Here is a 20,362-nt window from a genome sequence, read left to right as displayed (position 1 = left end):
TTTTACCAAGCCCTGGTTGCCAAGCGCAAGCTACTAGCGAGCCTATTACCCACCAATGCCTTTGACTTTAAGCCTGCACAACACGCTGCAGCTGCTCACCTAAGCCATCAATACCTAAACGCATTCGCTGCCCATCACGGAGGTAAACAGCGGGCTTCTGGCCCATGCCCACACCGGGAGGGGTGCCGGTTGAGATAACATCACCAGGCTGCAAACTCATGAAACGACTCAAGTAACTGATCAGAAAAGGCACTTGATACACCATGGTGCGCGTATTGCCATCCTGGTAACGGTGGCCATCAACCTCCAGCCACATATTCAACTGGTGTGGATCCGTCACTTCATCACGGGTTACCAACCAGGGGCCCAAGGGGCCGAACGTATCGCAGCCCTTGCCCTTGTCCCAAGTACCACTGCGCTCCAGTTGAAACTCGCGCTCGGATACATCATTAACCACGCAGAAACCCGCCACATGGGACATGGCCTCGGCTTCATCTATGTAACGGCCACCCTTGCCAATAATCACCCCAAGCTCTACTTCCCAATCGGTTTTTTTGGAGCCACGGGGGATTTCCACGTTGTCATTGGGGCCACAGATAGCGCTAGTCCACTTATTGAAAATGACCGGCTCTGGGGGAACCTCGGCGCCGGTTTCTGCTGCATGATCGGAGTAGTTGAGACCAATACAAATAAACTTGCCCACCTGACCAACACAAGGCCCTAGACGTACATCAGCCGAGACTTCTGGCAATGAAGAGAGATCCACATCGCGAAGCTTCTGCAACCCTTCGTCACTCAACACATCACTGGCCACATCGCTAACGATGGAGGAAAGATCACGCACCTTACCCTGGCTATCGACAATGCCCGGTTTTTCCTGGCCCGGCGTTCCAAAGCGTAAAAGTTTCATATTGTTATTCCTTCTAAAGTAATCAGTTAGCCCAACCACCATCGATCAATTGCGTGGTGCCGGTAATAAACTGCGACTCATCACAGGCCAGAAAAGCCGCCAGTGCAGCCACTTCTTCCACTCGCCCCAGCCTACCCATCGGTTGGCGGGCAATAAAAGAGGCTAACACTTCGGCATCGCTGCGCCCCTCTTTACGTGCCTGCTCAGCAATACGCTGTTTAAGAGAGGGTGACTCAACGGTGCCAGGGCAGATCGCATTGCAGCGAATGCCTTGGGTCATAAAGTCTGCTGCTACCGACTTGGTCAGTCCGATCACCGCAGCTTTAGAGGTTCCGTAAGCGCAGCGATTAGCCACCCCTTTAATGCTAGAGGCCAGGGAAGCCATGTTGATGATGCTGCCACCTCCCTTTGCCAACATGCCCGGTAAAAAAGCCTGCAAGGTATGAAACATTGAAGTGACATTAAGATCCATCGATCGCTGCCAAGTGGCCTCGTCACACTCAAGCACCGTGCCACCTGCCACCATACCGGCGCAGTTAAACAGTACATCCAAGGCCGGCAATGCATCGGCTAAATGGTGGATCGCTTGGCTATCCGTGACATCCAGGCGATAAGCTTCAACGCCCGGCATCCCCTCCAAGTTAGCAATATCAATATCTATCGCGAATACGCGTGCGCCCTCGGCAACAAAGCGCTCAACGCTAGCACGCCCAATGCCGTTTGCAGCGGCGGTGATCAGTGCAGTTTTGTTCTTGAGTCTCATGTTATTGCACATCCCTAACGGCTATGGCGCGTCCCTAAAAGCGGTGGCACGGCCTTGAAAAGAATGGGAACATACATCAGGTCAAAACATCCAGCCATCCAATGGCCTGACCAATAAACCGAGTATGATTGGAAAACTTTGGCACTGGCAAGCCTCAAAAGACCGAATAGCAGCTTTTGAGAATAAACTTTAGTAGTTATAAACCTTGGTAGCTATAAACTTTAGTAGCTATAAACTTCAGCCAAAACTCGCCAATGAAACGGATAGGAAATACTCTGAATGCCGATTCAAACCATCCGCTCGCAGCGCCTTTATCGCCAGATTGCTGATCAGTTACAGCAATTAATCAATGATGGTGAGTTCCCCCCAGGCACGCTCTTACCCCCCGAGCGAGAACTTGCCCAATCTCTCGGCGTCAGTCGGGCTTCGGTAAGAGAGGCTTTGATTGCTCTCGAGGTGGTTGGGCAGGTAGCTGTTCGGGTCGGTCATGGTGTCGTGGTTCTTGAGTCACGCCCCACGCCAATGGAATCGGTGATGCGCGCGGCCGCTCGCACGGAGCCCTGGGCAATAGACCCAGAGTTCGAGAGCGAAATTGAGCTCAATCTGGACGAAGAGATTCCCCCCTTTTCACTTCTCCAAACGCGCCGCTACCTGGAACCGGAAATTGCCGCGTTAGCAGCCATGAACGCCACCGAAGAGGATATGAAAGCGATCCGTTTGGCATTTGAGCGGAATGTATCTGACAACGCCAATGGCGGGCGCAACTGCGCCGGAGATCGATTGCTACATATTCGTATTGCTGAGGCCTCAGGCAACGCCGCCTACGCGCTTGTTATCAAGCATCTGCTTGGCCACAAGTACGGCGCCATGTTTCGTCGGCTCCAGGAACTATTTATGGAAACAGATATGCCCCAGCGCTCTCAGGACGACCACAAGCGCATCGTTGAGGCCATTGAAGAACGTAACCCAGCTGCTGCTCGCCGCGCCATGGAAGTGCATCTGGATCACGTACTTAATGTGTTCTTTGCAGAGTAAGCGTTTAATCAAAAGTCCAGGGCCTAGCGCTGTGTCTTAACCGCACCGTAGACCTTGAAGCGACGATTATCCGCCAGGGTCTGGAAGTCTTGAAAAGCGCGCTGTAAGTGGTCGGGGTACGGTAGAAATCCATTCGCTACAATGATCAAACGGCCGCCTGTGTTTAGGTGCTCGGGCGCTTGGCTAATCAAACGCTGGCTGGGGCCATAGCTAATATCGCGCTCTTTATGGAACGGCGGGTTACTGACAACCCAGTCAAACTGCTCGCCTTCAAGGGCGCTGAATACATCACTGCAGAGCACCCGCCCTTCTAGCCCATTGGCCGCTAAGGTTCGCTTGCATGCCTCTACCGCAAACGCGCTGACGTCTACTGCGGTCACCTGGTGGCCACGCTGGGCCAACCAGGCGCTAATAATGCCGTCGCCACAGCCCATATCCAGCACCTTAAGTGGTTTTTTGGGCAAACTACTTTCCAAGCTCTCCAACAGTAATAGCGTACCTTCATCAACTTTGCCGTGGCCAAATACACCTGGATGGCTGGCTAATGTTAAATCCAGCGTCTCAAACGTTTGCCAAGCGGTGTCGCTGGAGGAATCCAACGCGACGGTATGTGTAGCAAATAAAGAGCAGCGCCGCGCGTTGTCACGTTTATCCCAGGGCATGCCCAGCTCATCAAGTATCTTAGGGACACGCTTAATGCCGCCTTGATGCTCACCGACAATTTCAATGGGTGTCCCTTCAGGAAGCTGCTCGCATAACCATTTGAGCCACCAAATACCTAACTGGTGTGCCTTCGGCCAAAACAGCACAACCTCTTTGCCGAATGGCTCGTCCGCGGCTAAGTCAAAAGGCGTTCGGGCCTGCTTGCCGTTCGCCTGCCACTCATGCAGTGCGTCAAAATCGCCACTTACCACCCCCGTCGATTGGTCAATGAGCCAGCTATCAACCGGTGGGCCCACGACCCACAGCGATGCGTAGTTATCTTTTTGGCGCTCTAACAGCTGGCAAGCTGGGGCTTGGGCACTCATTCAATGAACTCCGGTTTAGTTAATGTATAAAGCAGGTAGCGACCCAAGCGCCAATGAGGGTCATGGCGACAGTAGTGTTTCTCCAGCGCCAGCAGCGTGGCACTTTCTGCTGGAGTGGCGGGCGGGTGGCGCAAGTAATCTTGAAAGACACGGATACCGGCGACAGCGTCTATTCGTAAGCCGCTCTCTGCGCTCCACAGCTCAATTTCCGCATGGCTAACGGGCGAAATAGGCGTCAATCGTTGGCGCTTGCCCTTACCGGCCAAGCGATCGCTCAAGGCTTTCTCTAAATTGCCTTTGACCGCATTCGAAAAGCGCAGGGCGTCGCGGTTGAACACCATTAAGCTAAGCTGGCCGCCAGGTACCAATAGATTACTCAAGGTACTTAGCGCCGCTTGAGGATCCCCCAGCCACTCCAACACTGCATGGCAAGTAATAAGAGGCCATGGGCCTGGGGCATGCTCCGTTAACCGCTGCAGCGGGGTCTGCAGATACGTAATAGACTCTTCCGGTAACGTTTTAGCATCCCGATGCCAGTTTTTTGCATAGCTAAGCATATCCACTGAGGGCTCAGTCATCGTTACTCTGTGCCCCCGCTCAGCGAACCATGCCGCTTGCTGGCCCAGGCCACCGCCCACATCCAGCAACCTCTGGCCTTTTAGTTGCAGCATTTCCGGCAGCAGGTAGTCGAGCATGGCTAAACGCAGCTCACCTCTGGGCGCCTGGTAGAGCGAACGGGAGAACTTCTCTGCCAGACCGTCAAAATAGCGATCGCCTGCTTGGGTTAACTCATAGCTGGTCAATTTAGGATTTATTAATTTAGATTTTTGCTGCATGCCACGGGCATCGCTGTAACAAGGAAATGCGCAGTTTAACTGATTATTTCTACTCAACCGAACGACAATCTAGCCCGTATCAAACACAAACAAAAGTTATCAAAACATTACAAATGACACTTAAAATAAATATAAATAGGTTTGCAAATAGGCGCAAAATGATAGCTAATCGACATGGGAATAGCGTTCTATCGAAGTAGCAGTGACAAGCACTAGTAAAGTGAATAGAAAGGTATGACAGTTACCACCAAGTAGATGTAAATTATAACAAAATAAATACGGTGGATTTTATATGCTTATCGACACAACTATTCAAAATACTACCAACCAAATAATTAAGTCGTTGTTCAATAAAGATCACATCATTACCATTTTTTCTAAAGAAGCTGCTCACTCTATCGAGGCGACAGCAGTTAAGGTTGAGCCTGATAACAGGAAAATCACGTTAGAAATAAAGTACACTGGCCTTTCGCTGTCTCCCTACCTAAATAACGACACCATATCGTTTGATATAGAGGCTTCGCGGCATGGGCATGACGCTGAAGAAATTTATAACATTGAGCACGTTCCTGCTCATATCATTCAAATAGACACCCACACTTACCACCTAGAGTGCCAACTACCCAACTCCATCTTTTCCTCTGATAACCGTGGTGCGTTGAGGGTTCCTTTTGTTCTTGGCATGCACGCCCGTGTGTACCTGGAAGTGTTTGCCCACGAGCTCAATATAGAGGGAAAAGTACGCAACCTTTCAGTGGGCGGCTGTATGGTAGATGTTCGCCTCGAAGACAGCATTGCGCTTTCTGTCGATCAGATACTTCCAGGTGTAACGCTAAAATTTCCCAATGGAGAGGCATTTAATACCCAAGGCCGCATACGGCATATGCGCCCTTTTGGCAATCATGGCCATGCCGCCATTGGCATAGAGTTCCTTGATATGAGCCCTGCCTCAACGGAAACGCTATTCCATTACGTTTCTGAAGCTGAGTTCGAGGCTGCTTTACGCTCGGGCACCCAACATAACGCGCGGGCAAGATCAAAACTGTTTATTGCCGATGCGAAAGAGAAAAAAATGCAGCGCCAAGAAGAGCAAGACCATCTAATAAGCTCGCAAAATACCCCCTTGCTGCGGGGCGTTCTCGAAATAGCCCAGCAGCTCCAAATCATGTTGATGTTTATGAAAAATAAACATTTATTACCCGCTGAAATTCTATATGAGTGCGTGGATAGCATTCTGTATATGGTTAACCATGATCGCAAAGCCCTACAGTATGCCCTGACGTATTTGCACGATGAGCCGGAGTGGGTACGCCACGCCATTCAAGTGGGTGGCCAGCTTGCCATGATGCTGATTAGCCGCGACCCCCACGCCTACAAAACGCGCGAAGCAGTCGCGGGCGCCTTACTCCATACCATGGGCAAACCACTGCTCGTTAGTGAACAGTTGCCTTCACTAAAAATTCACATGTCGCCGTCACAACGAGAGATGCTCAAGCAGCATGTACATGCCCTGAGCAAAAAACTGTCGGTTCTCGACTGGGCACCTAGCCCAACCTGCAGCGACATTATCCTCAATGCAAACGAACGGCTCGACGGCAGTGGCTATCCGGTGGGAAAGCAAACAGAAGCGTTATCAGACGTTGTTCGATTAGTGAGTGTGATCAAAATAATCAACAAGCTAACCCATGAACGCAATGGACAACACCCACAGCAACCTTTGGATGCTTACCGGTGGGTCAATAGCCGACCAGAGAAATATGAAAAGTCATTGCTAGTTGAGTATATCCAACACTTTGGCCTTTACCCTATCGGCAGCTTAGCTAAATTTTCAAACGGTTTTCTAGCCTGGATTGTGGATGTAGACGCAAAGGGAATGCCTTGCAAAGTAGACGTTGTTAAAAATTTGGCTTTTAAGGACACTTCCATTGATACAGTGCTGTCTAGTAACGATTTCAACCAGATTGGTCGACTAGAAGGGACGGTCAACCCCAGCGACTATAATGTAAGCATGAAAAAAGCATAGCGAGCCTAAGCCTTTCTCAAGTACAAAGACCCTTAAAAGTCATTGCTAAGTCATATTATTTTGCACAGAATGGAACCGATACCATTACCGTAAGTGGTTTATGTCTTCAAGCTCACGCCGTTCCACCATTCTCGAAGTAGCGCGCCTCGCAGGTGCCTCTAAAACCAGCGTATCACGCTATTTTGGCGAAGAACGTGACCGGCTCTCGCCCTCCCTTCAAGCGCGCATCGCCCATGCGGCGGACACCCTTGGCTACCAGCCGAACCAAATGGCCCGCGGCCTAAAAGGTGGTCGTTCTAAATTGATCGGCATGTTGGTGGCTGATATCCGCAATCCATTTTCAGTGGCCATCACACACGGTGTCGAACAAGCGTGCCGCCAATACGGCTATTCGCTGGTCGTGTGTAATACCGACAATGACCCGGAACAGGAGCGCCAGCACTTGGATCTACTGGGCGCCTATCAAGTAGAAGGTCTCGTAGTGAATGCGTCCGGCAACCCGGAACGCCAGTTGCACACCTTTATCAGCCTGGGAACGCCCATCGTGCTGCTAGACCGCGAAGTTGACCATGTGGAAGCGGAAGTGGTCGGGCTCGATAACCACCTAGCAATTGATATGGCACTAGAGCACTTAGCCGATCAGGGTTACCAAGCCGTGCTGTATGTCAGCGAAGCTCCCGAGCAGTCAAGCACGCGACAAAAACGCTTGTCACGTTTTAGCCACGCTGCCGAGCAGCATGGGCTGAATTACGCAACGTCACTGCTTGCTAACTCAGATAGCACTGCAACACTTCAAGCGCTAAGCGACTTTTTAGCCGTCCATCAGCAGCACGCTTGCGCCGTCTTGTGTGGTAACGGCAATGCCACCCTCGTAGTGACCCGCCTGTTTCAACAGTTGGGCTTACCGCTTGGCAAGGTAGGCTTGATGGGGATCGACGAGCTCGATTGGTGCGCCTTAGTCTCCCCCGGCATTACCACCCTTGCCCAACCCACCGATGCGATCGGCAAAACGGCGGTGGAGTGCTTGATGCATCGCATTGCGCCGCATACATCGGCAATGCCGACCACGGTAAGCTTTGCCCCTAGCCTGATTGAACGAGGTTCCACCCAGCGCTAATTTTTAAGCCACTGCTAGAAAAGAGCCGCAAAAATGGTATCGTTCCCATTGAATGATAATAAACAGCTCAAAGACAGCACAAAGGAAGAGAGTATTGCCCATGCCCCACTCCATCTCTAGCCCACCCGAAATTCTCACCTTTGGCGAAGCCATGGCTATGTTTGTAGCTGATACACCGGGGGAATTAGCTGGCATTGAGCGTTTCCACCGCCGCCTGGCCGGTGCCGATAACAATGTCGCTATCGGCCTCTCCAGGCTGGGTTTTCATGTCGGTTGGTTAAGCCGAGTGGGCACCGATAGTTTTGGGGGTTTTATTCAGGCGGCTTTAAAAGCGGAAGGTATCGATGACCGCTATATTCACGCCGATGCACACCACCCCACCGGACTGCTCTTTAAAGAACGCGCTCAGGACGGCACCGACCCGCGAGTCGAATATTTCAGACGTGGCAGTGCCGCCAGCCACCTCACTATTGACGACGCACGGAATATCGACTTTCAGGCGCTTAACCACCTTCACGCGACGGGCATTACCCCGGCTTTATCTGAAAGCGCCTGCCAGCTTAGCCATCATTTGATGGAACAGGCCCGCGCCTATGGCGCCAGTATTTCTTTTGACCCCAATTTGCGGCCGTCACTTTGGCCCAGCGAAAACGTAATGCGATCGACCCTCAATGAACTCGCCAGCCGCGCCGATTGGGTGTTGCCTGGGCTTTCAGAAGGCCAACTGCTCACCGGACAGAAGACACCTTACGACGTAGCAGGCTACTACCTGGATCAAGGTGCCTCGGCAGTGATCATCAAACTGGGGCCGGAAGGTAGCTATTACCGTGGCAACTTAGATGGGCGGGAAGAGAGCTTTACCGTAGACGGTTGCCACGTAGCTGAAGTCGTGGATACCGTAGGTGCAGGCGATGGCTTCGCCGTCGGTGTGATTAGCGCCCTGCTTGACGGCTGCACAGCGCGCCAAGCAGCCCAACGCGGCAACCTCATTGGCGCTCAAGCCATTCAGGTAGTGGGTGATATGGAAGGTCTGCCTAATCGCGAGCGACTACTAGCGCTTGAAGCCGACCAACCCATTGGCTAATCGCCACGCACTTTTTTAAATAACAGGTTTTAAATAACAGGCTTTTCACCATGGAGATAACAATGAAAAAACGCCTAGTGATTCAAGGACGACTCAGCGACGCTCAACAGGCTGAACTTAGCGATTTGTTTGAAGTGGATGTGTTGCCGAAAACCACCGCGCTGGATGCCCCTGAAAATCGCGCCCTATTAGCGGAGGTGCACGGCATTATCGGTTCCGGCTTGGCGATCACCCCTCAATTGCTGGACGCAGCGCCCAACTTGAAGGTCATCGCCACTGTCTCGGTTGGCTACGATAATATCCCCGTTGATGAACTGACTAAGCGCGGCATTATGCTGTGCAATACGCCAGACGTGCTTACCGAAACCACCGCCGATACTGGTTTTGCCCTGATCATGGCCACCGCCCGCCGGGTGGTGGAATTAGCCGAGTGGGTCAAGGCTGACAAGTGGCAGGCCAGCGTCGGGCCCGCCCTGTTTGGCAGCGATGTGCATGGTAAAACCCTAGGCATGGTGGGGTTTGGACGCATTGGCCAAGCAGTTGCCAGGCGCGGGGCCCTGGGCTTTGGCATGCAGGTACTCTACTCCAACGCCTCGCCCAAGCCAGCCCTTGAAAAAGAGCTTGGCGCGCAGCGCCGCGAACTCAACGAGCTGTTGGCCGAGGCCGATTTCGTCTGTGTTACGGTGCCGCTTACCGCCGAGACCGAGCATTTAATCGGTGCCCAAGAGTTCGCGCTGATGAAGCCTTCGGGCATTTTCATCAATATCGCCCGCGGCAAAGTGGTCGATGAACGCGCCTTGATACATGCATTGGAAAATGGGGTTATTCACGCGGCCGGGCTGGATGTTTTTGAGCAGGAGCCGCTACCCGCCTCGTCACCGCTACCGAAGATGCCCAATGTGGTCGCCCTGCCGCATATAGGCTCTGCCACCCATGAAACCCGCGACGCCATGGCCCAGCGGGCGGTCGATAATATTCGCCTAGCTCTCCAGGGCGAGCGGCCGATTAGCCTAGTCAACGAGGAAACCTATCAATGAATTCTGCGCTGAACACGGCCACGCCTCTCTGCCTACTGTTTGACTGCGATGGCACCCTGGTGGATAGCGAGATACTGCTCGCCGAGGTGATGGGCGATATCCTTCCCGAGTTCGGCTTACCTTTCTCAGCACGGCAATATATGGATGAATTTCGCGGGGTACGTTTCCAGACTATCGTCCAAACGCTAGAAAGCCGTTTTCAGGCGCTGGCAAAAGACACCTTTTCCCAGCTTGAGGCAGGCATGCGGGCGCGTATGGAGGCCCGTATGCGTGCCGAACTTGTGGCAATCCCCGGCATGCCTGCGGCTCTTGAACAGTTAAGCAACCACCCTATGGCCGTGGTCTCCAATGGCCCCGAGCCAAAAATTCGCTGCGCGCTGGAAAGCACTGACCTAGGCCACCATTTTGCCGACAGGCTGTTTAGCGCCTATACCCTCAACGTCTGGAAGCCCGACCCAGAACTGTATCGAAAAGCAGCCACTGCCATGGGCTACTTACCACAAGCGTGTGTTGTGATCGATGATGCGGCAGTGGGCGTGGAAGCGGGGTTAGCGGCAGGTATGCATGTGATTCATCTCAACCACTTTCCGAATGAAGAAAGCACGCCCGAAGGCGCGGTGGGTATTCACCACGCCAGCGAGCTACCAGCGGCAATCTTACGCTTATCGAACACCGCGAACGCATAGCGGCGGGAAGGCGCGGGCGATGTTTAAAAACAGGTCACCAAGTGCTGTTTCACGTTTAGTTCGTCATCGACGAGCAATAGCTGGCGCCACTTATCAAAGGTCAGACACGGGTGAGAGGTGCCAAACGCAATGATATCCCCAATTTCGACATCCAAAGCGTCTTCGGGAAGTCTCACGAACGTATGCTGATCCATCATTTTCGTTACCTCCCAGCCTGCAACCGACAACGTCTGCGCTGGGCCACCTTCTTCCCGGAACCGACGTAGCGCGATAGGCAACTGGTCAGGACCAATATCGCGCTTGCCTAGGGCGATAATGGCCAGCCCAGGTTCAGGCAGCGACTGCACCTGGGCAAAGACTTCCAGGGCAGGCTCAAGCCCCTGCTGTAAATCAGGACGGCGGCCTAATACCGCTGATTGCGCTTCACGATAAAGCCCATGATCGTGGACGACATAGCAACCTGGGCGTAGCACCGGGGTAAATCGCCCTTGAAGCGGTGCGCCTTGAAAGGCTTCCGCAATCAAGTCGTACCAGGCAGAGCCTGAGGCCGTTACGATCGGGTTTGCCTCCGCAAAGCGGCCAGCAGCTTCGAGCTCGACTGCAACATCCACCAGGTATTGAGCATAAGCACGAATGCCAGATTCGGGGTCGTCCCCGTGAACCACACCTTCATAACCTTCTAAACCTACCAGACAGAGCGCTGGCTCATTAGCAATGGCCTCTGCCAGCGAGAGAATCTGCTGCTTATTGCGGCAGCCACAACGACCACCGGTGACACCCACCTCAATGAGTACCGCCAGCGTCAGTCCCCGCTTAGCAAAGAAACGACCAAGCTGACGTACGTTCTCCTGGCTATCGACCACACAGTAAAACGTCGCACCCTGCTCGATCAGGCTGGCGATGATGGCCATATTGGCCTGGCCGACCAGTTGGTTGGCCATTAACAACTGAGTGACGCCATTGGCGAAAGCCGCACGACACTGAGGCGCGGTCGCGAGGGTAATACCCCACGCCCCCGCCTGAAGCTGACGATGGAAAAGTGCCGGCGTCATGGTGGTTTTGCCATGGGGCGCCAAGCGTGCTCCGTGAGCGTCTGCGAATCGTTGCATCCACTCTACGTTATGGGTCAGCGGGCCTTCATGCACCACGGCGGCGGGCAGGCTGACACCTGACAGAAGGTTTGATCCCAATTCCACACCGCCTTTATCCACCGCTAACGCCATTGTCTGCATTTGCCCATTTCCTCTCTCTATGTATAAGCATCAATGTTAGTTATTTTCACAAATATTGACTTAAGGTTAGAAACTAACATATTTTCTAGGTAAGGCAACCAATAGGAGTCCACGGTGAGCCAAGAAATCGACATCTTGTCACGTATTACCACTGACTTTGCTGCCCTGCGCGACGCTGAGAAAAAAGTCGCCGAGCTGATCTTTGCTGACATTGAGTTTGTTACCGAAGCGAGTATCGGTGAGATCGCCCAGCGCGCCGGGGTTAGCGATGCCAGCGTCACCCGATTTGCCCGCGCTATCGGCTGTACTAACGTGCGCGACTTAAAAACGCGCTTAACACGCGCTTTAGCAGCAGGCCGCCGCTTTATACAAGAAGCGACGCCAGAAGACAGCTCAAGCGTGGTGTATGACATTGCCACGCAAACCCTCGCGCTTAACCGTGACCTACTCGCCCAGGCCGATGTGGCAGGCGCGGTCGAACAGCTAGATAAAGCCCGCCAGATATTGGTATTTGGTGCAGGTGGCGGTTCCAGCATTCTCTGCCAAGAGTTTCAGTTTCGCTTGGTACGCCTTGGCTATGCGGTCTGCGCTTACCCCCAAGCGCTGCTGCCCCGCATGGTGGCGTCAACCCTTGAACCAGATGACGTGGTCGTCGTGCTATCTGTCACTGGCTACACCCCAGAGATGGTGGAGTCTGCACAGATTGCCAAACAGTACGGCGCAAAGGTGGTAGCCATCACTGCCATGAATTCTCCTTTGGCTGAAACATCCGACATTGTGCTCCCGGTTACCTCGCGGGAGACCGACTTTATCTACCACCCTTCCGCCTCACGTTACGCCATGCTAGCGGTCATTGACGTATTAGCGCTTGAACTTGCCATGCGCCATCGCGAGCGCTCGCGAACTAAATTGCGCCGACTCAAGCTTAGCCTCGATGACCATCGCGGTGGCGATAATCGCCAGCCACTAGGAGATTAAGATGGTTTACGACTTACTGATTCGTAATGCCAACGTGCTGGATGGCTCAGGCGCGGCTCATTTTCGTGCCGATGTAGCTATTCAAGGCGAGCGTATCTGCGCCGTCGGTGATATGCCCTATGCCACCGCCACCACCATTATTGACGCCGAAGGGCGCTATCTGGCCCCAGGCTTTATCGATGTCCACACTCACGACGACACCAATGTCATTCGTACCCCGGAGATGCTGCCAAAGCTCACCCAGGGAGTAACCACGGTGGTAGTGGGTAACTGCGGTATCAGCGCAAGCCCCGTGACACTTGCCAGCGAAGTCCCCGACCCCATGAATTTACTGGGCAAGCTAGAAGACTTCCGCTACCCAAGCTTCAGCGCCTATGCCAACGCCGTAGACGCTGCCGCGCCCAGTATCAACGTCGCCGCCTTGGTTGGGCATACCAGTTTACGCAGCCAAGTGATGGAAAGCTTTGCCCGCCCTGCGACTGCAGAAGAAATTGCACAAATGGAGGTGCTGCTAAGCCAAGCGCTGGATGAGGGAGCCCTAGGGCTTAGTTCAGGGCTTGCCTATCGAAACGCGATACACGCACCGACCACCGAGATGGCACCCCTGGTAGCAGCCGTTGGGAAATCGGGGGGCGTATATACCACCCATCTTCGAGATGAGTTTGCGGGCCTGCTGGATGCCATGGACGAAGCCTTTTCCACCGCTCGCAATGGCGATGTGCCTCTGGTGATCTCGCACCTAAAATGCGCAGGCGCAGGCAATTGGGGAGGCGCTGGTAAGGCGCTGAGTAAATTGGAGTCTGCCGCCCAGCATCAGCATGCTCACTGCGACTGCTACCCCTACACCGCGGGCTCCTCCACCCTCGACCTTGGCCAAGTGACAGATGAGATTGAAATCACCATTACCTGGTCACAACCGCACCCTGAGCAGGCGCGCCGCCCACTCAAAGAGATCGCCGCCGAGTGGGGGGTGTCACTGCTAGACGCTGCCAAGCAGCTACAGCCTGCGGGAGCGGTTTACCACAACATGAGTGAAGCAGATATGCAGCAAGTGTTAGCGCATCCGCTCTCCATGGTGGGATCCGATGGCCTGCCGAACGACCCGCATCCCCATCCACGCCTTTGGGGCGCCTTTCCCCGGGTGCTGGCACACTACAGCCGCGATTTAAAGCTAATGCCGCTGGCCGAAGCGGTACGCAAGATGACCAGCCTTTCAGCGGCTAATTTTGGCTTAACGGATCGCGGCGTAATCCGCATAGGCGCCTACGCAGATCTCACCCTTTTTGATCTCACGATTCTTGAAGATACGGCCAATTACGAGACCCCCATCGCGGCCGCTAAAGGCATCGAAATGGTCATAGTGAACGGCAAAGTCGCCTATCACCAAGGCGCAATTTCAGACCAACGCGCTGGCCGGATGCTGCGCAGAACAGAGCGTATTTCTCAATCGATCCCCACCTTTCAACCCAACCAGGAGCAAACACCATGAGCATTACTCGATACGGCACGGAAGGCGGCGTAGGCACCGGCGGACAGAAGCTGCCCTTTGCCCGCGCAGTAGAAGCAGGAGGCTGGCTATACGTCTCCGGCCAAACCCCAATGACCGATGGCGAAGTTGTTGAAGGCGGCATCGTTGAGCAGACCCGCCTCGCTTTTAACAACTGCCTGGCCATCATGCAAGAAGCCGGTTACGGCGTCGAGGACGTGGTGCATGTCACCACTGTGTTGACTGATGCGCGCTATTTCAGCTCTTTCAACAAAGTGTTTAAGGAGATATTTGGCGACAACCCACCGGCACGCATCTGCAGCGTTCAAGACTTGGTGGTGGATTGCAAAGTCGAGGTTGACGTGAAGTGCTTCCGCGCTGACCGCGTCTAGACATCCAGCTTTAAGTACCAAAAAAAGCGCCGCACCCCGGCAAGGGCGCAGCGCCAGATTACCGCGTGATTAGGATAAAAAAGCCCCGCGGTAATCACTTCCATTGTCTACCTTCGGCCGCGGCAACGGCCGGATACACAACGATAAGAGGTTAACATGAACAGTCAAATATTCCTTATCACCTTTGTGCTCTACATCGTCGCGATGATCGCGTTTGGTTGGTGGGTTTCAAGGCATAAACGCGGCAGCGGCGACGACTTTCTACTCGGCGGGCGAAGCGTGCCGCTCTTTCTTACCGTGGGCACTACGGTGGCGACTATGGTGGGGACTGGCTCCAGCATGGGCGCCGTTGGATTCGGTTACGCCAACGGTTGGGCAGGTGCTTTATACGGGCTTGGCGGGGCCGTGGGTATTTTACTTCTCGCGGTCTGTTTTGCTCCCGTACGTAAGCTGCGCTTTATGACCATGAGCGAGGAACTCGCCTACTACGTGGGCGCCAACCGGCTGGTACGTAATGTGGTCGCGCTACTTATCTATATCGCCTGTATAGGCTGGCTGGGCGCACATATTCTTGGCGGCGGTCTCTACCTCTCCTGGATGGCAGGTATCGATCTAACCACTGCGCGCATTCTGGTGGCGTTAGGCTTTGGCATTTACTGCGTGGTGGGGGGTTATTTTGCGGTTATCTGGACGGACACCATTCAAGCAGTCGTGCTGTTCACGGGCTTTATCTTGATGGCAATACTGGCACTGGTTGAGGTTGGTGGCTTCTCCGGCCTTACGGCAGGTATGGATGCAGGCGCTACTAGCTTTCTAGGTATTGGTCAAATTGGCGCGCTACCGGCGCTGTCACTGGCCGCCGTTATTGCCATTGGCGTGCTTGCTACGCCCTCCTTTCGTCAACGGATATACTCAGGTAAATCAGTGAAGTCGGTACGCCGTTCGTTCTTAATCACTGGCGTTCTTTACCTGGGCTTTTCGATCATTCCGGCGATTATTGGTATGGCCACCCACGCCCTTAACCCTGGGCTTGAAAATAGCAACTTCGCCTTCCCTTTCCTGGCCACTGAAATTATGCCCTTAGGATTAGGACTACTGCTATTGGTAGCGGGCCTCTCCGCCACCATGTCGAGCGCCAGCTCCGATGCGATTGCCGGTGTTTCAACCCTTATCCGCGATCTGTATGTGCTGGCAACGGGCCACACGCCCTCAGCGCGAAATGTAGTGCGCTTCTCGCGTATTGCGCTCGTTGCAACCATTGGCCTGGCGCTGCTGTTCGCGCTGGCCTCAGACAATGTCATCACCTACATCACCCGTATGATCTCGACAATTCTTTCAGGACTGTTTGTGAGTGCCATGCTGGGCCGATTCTGGCCGCGCTATAACTGGCAAGGTGCTATCGCGACGCTTATTTGCGCGTCGGCGACTTCCTTGACGATTATTGCCAATAGCGATTGGACAGCCTTCTGGGGCAACCCGAGCATTCCTGCGGTGCTAGTAGCACTGGTAGCGGGTGTGATTGTAAGCCTCGTCACGCCGGCTTCCCGCGTTACCTCAGCCCAGGCACTGGCAATTCTCGACCAAGAGCGCAAACGTATGGAGCAAGTGCCTGAGCCGACACTGACCGGTGCCGAAGCGCCTTCTACTGCGCGCTAACAGGTAGTCATTAGTACCCAAAAACCCCGTTGATTTAATCAATCAGCGGGGTTTTTAGTACAAGTATTTATAGCGCTGCGAGCGCCTCACGCAACCCATCCTGGGTCAGCTTTTGATACGCCGCCAACACCGCCTGTGTAAACGCCGTGTCTTTTGCCAGTGCGCTAGACACCACATCGTCTATGGCCAAAAAGGCGGCTACTAGTGCAGTGCTGTCGGAACCGTGTGCCTGGTGAAGCGAGGCAAAACGCGCGGCCAGCGGGTCATCAACGCTGTAGCTATTCCCCAGCAAATCTTCGCCTGCGGTATAGCGAATCCAGGCTGCCATTCCCAGCGCCACACAGGGTGACGTTTGGCCCGCGTTAGCACGTTCCAGCGTGCCAGTTAGCCAGCGCTGTGGAAGCTTTTGGCTGCCATCCATAGCGATTTGCTGCAGACGATGACGCAAACTGTCATTGGCAAAGCGTGCTAACAGCGAATCGGCGTAGCTCTCTAAATCTATTCCTGTAGGCATATCCAGTGTCGGCGCCGCCTCTTCAAGCATATAACGGCGCAACAACGTCCGAAGTTCGACGTGATTGACACCTTCAAAAACCGTGTCGATACCTGCAAGTGCGCCAAGATAGGCAAGCAATGAGTGGCTGCCATTGAGCATGCGCAGTTTCATTGTTTCAAAGGGCGCCACATCGGCAACCATCTCAACGCCCTCGGCTTCCCAGCTTGGGCGTCCCTGAGGGAAGTTATCTTCAACCACCCACTGCGTGAACGCTTCGCATACCACAGCGTTTGGATCGGTAACGCCCAGTACCGCTAAGCGCTCATAGTCGGTGTCGGTCATCGCGGGCACAATACGATCCACCATGCTGCTGGGAAACGCCACTTCTGTGGCAATCCAACTGGCCAATTCTGCGTCTCGATGCTCGGCCAGTTGCACCACTGCTTGGCGTGTACGCTTACCGTTATCCGGCATGTTGTCGCAAGACAGCACGGTAAAGGGGGCAATGCCTGCCTCACGCCGCCGAGCTAACGCTTCCACCAATAGTCCAGGGGCAGTACGCGGCTGTTGGGGCGAAGTTATATCACCAATGATCATCGGGTCATCAGCTATTAACTCACCGCTCGCGGGGTTTAAAAAGTAGCCCTTCTCGGTCACCGTTAAAGTAACAATGCGGGTATCCGCAGACGCCATACGCGCCAGCAAAGCCTCCCTGTCGCGGCTCCAGTTGCCCGCGCCATCGCGACCCGAGAACAGCGTCTCTTCAATTACACCTATTTCACGCAGCGTGATGCGCTCGCTGTCGGCGTACTCCGCTACATGATAGCGATGCCCTGCCGCACTTAATCCGTCGACTAACCCCACGCTAGAGCGTAAATTCGCGCTGCAGACGCCCCACTCACCATCGCCACTGCGTTGGCGGTAACGCTCTAAGTACACCGCTTGGTGAGCGCGATGGAAGGCGCCTAAGCCCAGGTGGACGATACCGATTTCGTGCTTTTCCATTTCGCTAGCAGGAAGCTGCAATACTTGACTCATGTGTCTCTCCTGGTTAGGCGCACACTATTAGGTCTCTTGGAGAGTCAACAATGTGTGCGCCAAATATCTACCAAGCTGAAAGTACTTCCACAAAACTATCAATAGAAGTTAAGAACACCCCTTTAAAAAATTGGCGTTATCAACCATATCGATATAAAAAACATCTCAACCGTTATTTAAGCATTCATAAACTAAGAACTATATTCCAAATGTCATCATCGACGGGAATACCTTTTTCAAAGTTATCTTTTCTTGTTTGTAAGGTTCTTTCGCCAGGATAACTGACTGTGCTGTACCCTTCAGCAGTTTCAGATTCGTGCAGATAGCTTACAAGCTCATTGACAGTTTCATTTAGAAAACTCTCTGACGATAACTTGATTGGATTAAACGCTATAAAAACTTGTGAAACACCATATCCAGATACATGCGGAGCTGGTTTTATAGCATCTAATTTGCTAGTAGATAGCCCCCCTGATAACAAGGCGGCTATTAAATCTAGCATGATCGCCAGCCCAGACCCTTTCCAATACCCTGCGGGCAAGATACGCATTGACTTCTCAATTTTCTCAGGAACTCTTGTCAGGTTTCCTTCACTATCAAAACCACCGTCAACAGGTAAAATTTCATTATTAAGTCTCGTGACCTCTAGCTTTCCATAGGAAAATTGAGACATTGCCATATCAAGCACAATAGGGCCATTCGGCCTAGGCACAGCAAGAATCATTGGGTTATTGCCCACTTTACGATCTTTAGCTCCCCATGGCGGCATACACGATTCAGTGTTCGTCCAGCAAAGCCCTATGCAACCAGCATTGGCCGCTTGCCATCCATAACTCCCCCCTCGCATCCAATGACTAGAGTTTTTAACCGTTACTATCCCAACACCATTTTCGTGAGCAAGAGAAATAGCACGATCCATTGAATACTTGGCATTAAGGTTTCCAGGGCCAAGGTTTCCATCATACTGCTCTAATATACCTAGACTACTAACTAGAGTTGGTTTGGCATGAATATCAACCCAACCATTATCAATATAGTTAACGAAACGAGGAACACGATTCAATCCATGTGAATACACACCATCGAGACTTGCCTCTGAAAATAATTTCGCACATTCTTCAGCACGCTCCTCATCAAAACCTTTACTTAACAATATACGCTGAATTTCATTTTTCATTACTTCAAAAGGTATTCTAGTCATTTTATTTTCCTCTCAACAAAATTAATTACCGCTGTAAGATGCTGTGTCTAAGCGCAACATCAAATTTCACATCAAAAGATCAGGTAAGAACATGACGATACCTGGAAAAAAAGCAAGCACAAGCACCAATACCACTACAGAAAGCAAGAATGGGAAAGACTCCCTCAAATATTGATCAATAGATATTCCTGTTAATGAACAGACTGTATACATCGTTACTCCAACAGGAGGTGTCATTCCACCTAGCGTTACTATAAGCATCATGATAATTCCAAAGTGAACCGGATCGACGCCAAATTGTTGAACGATAGGCAAAAAGATAGGAGTCAACAAAAGTGTGTTTACTGTTGCCTCCATAAACATCCCAGCTATTAATATGAACAATAGCACTAGAAGTAAAACTAGCGCTGGCTCACTTGTAACACCCATTATAAGTTCGGAAATACTGTGGGGTACACGGGCATAGGTAACAAGATATCCCAATATTGCTGCAGTGGAAATTATCAGCATGATAACGGCATTGTCCATCACCGTTGCACTAAGCACTTCCCTAACTTTAGAAAAACTTAGTTCACGATATACAAAGGCACCTATAAAAAGAGCATAAACGACCGCAAAAGCTCCACCTTCAGAAGCAGTGAATATACCAAAACGTATACCTACAATCAGTATAACGGGAAACAACAATGCCCAAAAACTATCTTTAAAGCTATCAACCACAACATTAAAAGATGGCCTTTCGATGTTAACTTGACTATCATATCCTCTTTTCTTAGCAATAATGTAAGAGGTTATCATTAAAACAAAAGTTAACAGCACACCAGGCACAATACCAGCAATGAAGAGTTTACCAATTGAAACCTCACCGACAAAGCCATAAAGAATCAAGCCAATACTTGGCGGAATAGTTGCCGTAATAAGCGAACTTACAGCTATAACAGAAATAGCATATCCTCCCGAGTACCCCCGCTTTAACATTTGCGGTGCAAGGATTCGGCTCTGCATTGCAGCGTCAGCATTAGCCGATCCAGAAACACCACCCATAAGCCCACTTAAAACAATTGAGACATGAGCTAAACCACCAATCAAATGACCAGTTAAAGCATTTGCAAAACGAATCAATCTTTTAGTAATACCCGCGGCATTCATAATATGCCCTGCCAATACAAAGAAAGGTACGGCTAGCAATGGAAAAGATTGAGTTCCACTAACCATACGCTGAACATAAAGGGATATAGGTAGGTTTGGCTCTACCAAGAAAAAAGAAAGACTAGCGATACCTATAGTAAATGCAATAGGCACATTCATCAAAAGAAAAACTAAAAACAATATACACACTAGCATCATTTTGATCACCCTATATA

At 52.2% G+C, this 20,362-nt stretch carries 18 protein-coding genes; 10 read left to right on the top strand and 8 right to left on the bottom strand.

What is annotated here, in order from left to right:
* Positions 1-67 precede the first annotated feature (67 nt).
* Together A6R74_RS21170 and A6R74_RS21165 are read right to left on the bottom strand one after the other, a co-directional pair.
* Positions 68-910, bottom strand: a complete 843-nt coding sequence (locus A6R74_RS21170) for a fumarylacetoacetate hydrolase family protein (protein ID WP_064236461.1) — start codon at positions 908-910, stop codon at positions 68-70.
* A 22-nt stretch (positions 911-932) separates the two neighbouring features.
* On the bottom strand, positions 933-1,673 hold the full coding sequence (locus tag A6R74_RS21165; protein WP_064236460.1) for an SDR family oxidoreductase: 741 nt from the start codon (positions 1,671-1,673) through the stop codon (positions 933-935).
* Between the two features lie 279 nt (positions 1,674-1,952).
* Between A6R74_RS21165 and A6R74_RS21160 the strand changes: the two genes are divergently transcribed.
* The gene (locus A6R74_RS21160) at positions 1,953-2,708 is read left to right on the top strand and encodes a FadR/GntR family transcriptional regulator (RefSeq protein WP_064236459.1); all 756 of its coding nucleotides are present in this window, start codon (positions 1,953-1,955) and stop codon (positions 2,706-2,708) included.
* Positions 2,709-2,731: 23 nt separating this feature from the next.
* Here the strand turns inward: A6R74_RS21160 and A6R74_RS21155 are convergent, their stop codons facing one another.
* Both A6R74_RS21155 and A6R74_RS21150 read right to left on the bottom strand, forming a co-directional pair.
* Positions 2,732-3,736: a methyltransferase gene (locus tag A6R74_RS21155; RefSeq protein WP_064236458.1), complete on the bottom strand. Its 1,005-nt coding sequence runs from the start codon at positions 3,734-3,736 to the stop codon at positions 2,732-2,734.
* On the bottom strand, positions 3,733-4,572 hold the full coding sequence (locus tag A6R74_RS21150; RefSeq protein ID WP_064236457.1) for a methyltransferase domain-containing protein: 840 nt from the start codon (positions 4,570-4,572) through the stop codon (positions 3,733-3,735). The genes A6R74_RS21155 and A6R74_RS21150 overlap by 4 nt, the downstream gene beginning before the upstream one ends.
* 292 nt (positions 4,573-4,864) lie before the next feature.
* On the opposite strand from A6R74_RS21150, the gene A6R74_RS21145 reads away from it, so the two are divergent.
* The 5 genes from A6R74_RS21145 (at position 4,865) to A6R74_RS21125 (ending at position 10,519) form a co-directional block, all read left to right on the top strand.
* Positions 4,865-6,595, top strand: a complete 1,731-nt coding sequence (locus A6R74_RS21145) for a PilZ domain-containing protein (protein ID WP_064236456.1) — start codon at positions 4,865-4,867, stop codon at positions 6,593-6,595.
* A 100-nt stretch (positions 6,596-6,695) separates the two neighbouring features.
* A complete protein-coding gene (locus A6R74_RS21140; RefSeq protein ID WP_064236455.1) occupies positions 6,696-7,712 on the top strand; it encodes a LacI family DNA-binding transcriptional regulator in 1,017 nt (338 codons plus the stop codon).
* 100 nt (positions 7,713-7,812) lie between these two features.
* Positions 7,813-8,796, top strand: a complete 984-nt coding sequence (locus tag A6R74_RS21135; protein ID WP_064236454.1) for a sugar kinase — start codon at positions 7,813-7,815, stop codon at positions 8,794-8,796.
* 62 nt (positions 8,797-8,858) lie between these two features.
* Entirely contained in the window at positions 8,859-9,833 is a 975-nt protein-coding gene (locus A6R74_RS21130) for a 2-hydroxyacid dehydrogenase (RefSeq protein ID WP_064236453.1), read from the top strand.
* Positions 9,830-10,519 (top strand): HAD family hydrolase, encoded by a 690-nt coding sequence (locus A6R74_RS21125; RefSeq protein ID WP_064236452.1) that lies wholly within the window; start codon positions 9,830-9,832, stop codon positions 10,517-10,519. The genes A6R74_RS21130 and A6R74_RS21125 overlap by 4 nt, the downstream gene beginning before the upstream one ends.
* Positions 10,520-10,542: 23 nt before the next feature.
* On the opposite strand, the gene A6R74_RS21120 is transcribed toward A6R74_RS21125, so the two are convergent.
* Positions 10,543-11,751, bottom strand: coding sequence for an amino acid deaminase (locus A6R74_RS21120; RefSeq protein ID WP_064236451.1), 1,209 nt, complete (start codon positions 11,749-11,751; stop codon positions 10,543-10,545).
* A 114-nt stretch (positions 11,752-11,865) separates the two neighbouring features.
* Between A6R74_RS21120 and A6R74_RS21115 the strand changes: the two genes are divergently transcribed.
* From A6R74_RS21115 to A6R74_RS21100, 4 genes are all read left to right on the top strand, one after another.
* Positions 11,866-12,729 carry a MurR/RpiR family transcriptional regulator gene (locus A6R74_RS21115; RefSeq protein ID WP_064236450.1) on the top strand — a complete coding sequence of 288 codons (864 nt, stop codon included), beginning with the start codon at positions 11,866-11,868 and terminating at the stop codon, positions 12,727-12,729.
* 1 nt (position 12,730) lies between these two features.
* On the top strand, positions 12,731-14,218 hold the full coding sequence (locus A6R74_RS21110; protein ID WP_064236449.1) for an N-acyl-D-amino-acid deacylase family protein: 1,488 nt from the start codon (positions 12,731-12,733) through the stop codon (positions 14,216-14,218).
* Positions 14,215-14,607, top strand: coding sequence for a RidA family protein (locus tag A6R74_RS21105; RefSeq protein ID WP_064236448.1), 393 nt, complete (start codon positions 14,215-14,217; stop codon positions 14,605-14,607). The genes A6R74_RS21110 and A6R74_RS21105 overlap by 4 nt, the downstream gene beginning before the upstream one ends.
* Positions 14,608-14,763: 156 nt before the next feature.
* Positions 14,764-16,263, top strand: coding sequence for a sodium:solute symporter family protein (locus A6R74_RS21100; RefSeq protein WP_064236447.1), 1,500 nt, complete (start codon positions 14,764-14,766; stop codon positions 16,261-16,263).
* Between the two features lie 67 nt (positions 16,264-16,330).
* On the opposite strand, the gene A6R74_RS21095 is transcribed toward A6R74_RS21100, so the two are convergent.
* From A6R74_RS21095 to A6R74_RS21085, 3 genes are all read right to left on the bottom strand, one after another.
* Positions 16,331-17,797 (bottom strand): mannitol dehydrogenase family protein, encoded by a 1,467-nt coding sequence (locus tag A6R74_RS21095; RefSeq protein WP_064236446.1) that lies wholly within the window; start codon positions 17,795-17,797, stop codon positions 16,331-16,333.
* A 184-nt stretch (positions 17,798-17,981) separates the two neighbouring features.
* Positions 17,982-18,998, bottom strand: a complete 1,017-nt coding sequence (yiaK, locus tag A6R74_RS21090) for a 3-dehydro-L-gulonate 2-dehydrogenase (RefSeq protein WP_064236445.1) — start codon at positions 18,996-18,998, stop codon at positions 17,982-17,984.
* 66 nt (positions 18,999-19,064) lie between these two features.
* Complete coding sequence (locus A6R74_RS21085; protein WP_064236444.1) at positions 19,065-20,345, bottom strand: TRAP transporter large permease; 1,281 nt, start codon at positions 20,343-20,345, stop codon at positions 19,065-19,067.
* Positions 20,346-20,362: the final 17 nt, after the last annotated feature.

Source organism: Halomonas sp. ALS9 (assembly GCF_001651035.1).
Lineage (GTDB): Bacteria > Pseudomonadota > Gammaproteobacteria > Pseudomonadales > Halomonadaceae > Vreelandella.
This window is presented reverse-complemented; position numbering and strand designations above follow the sequence as displayed.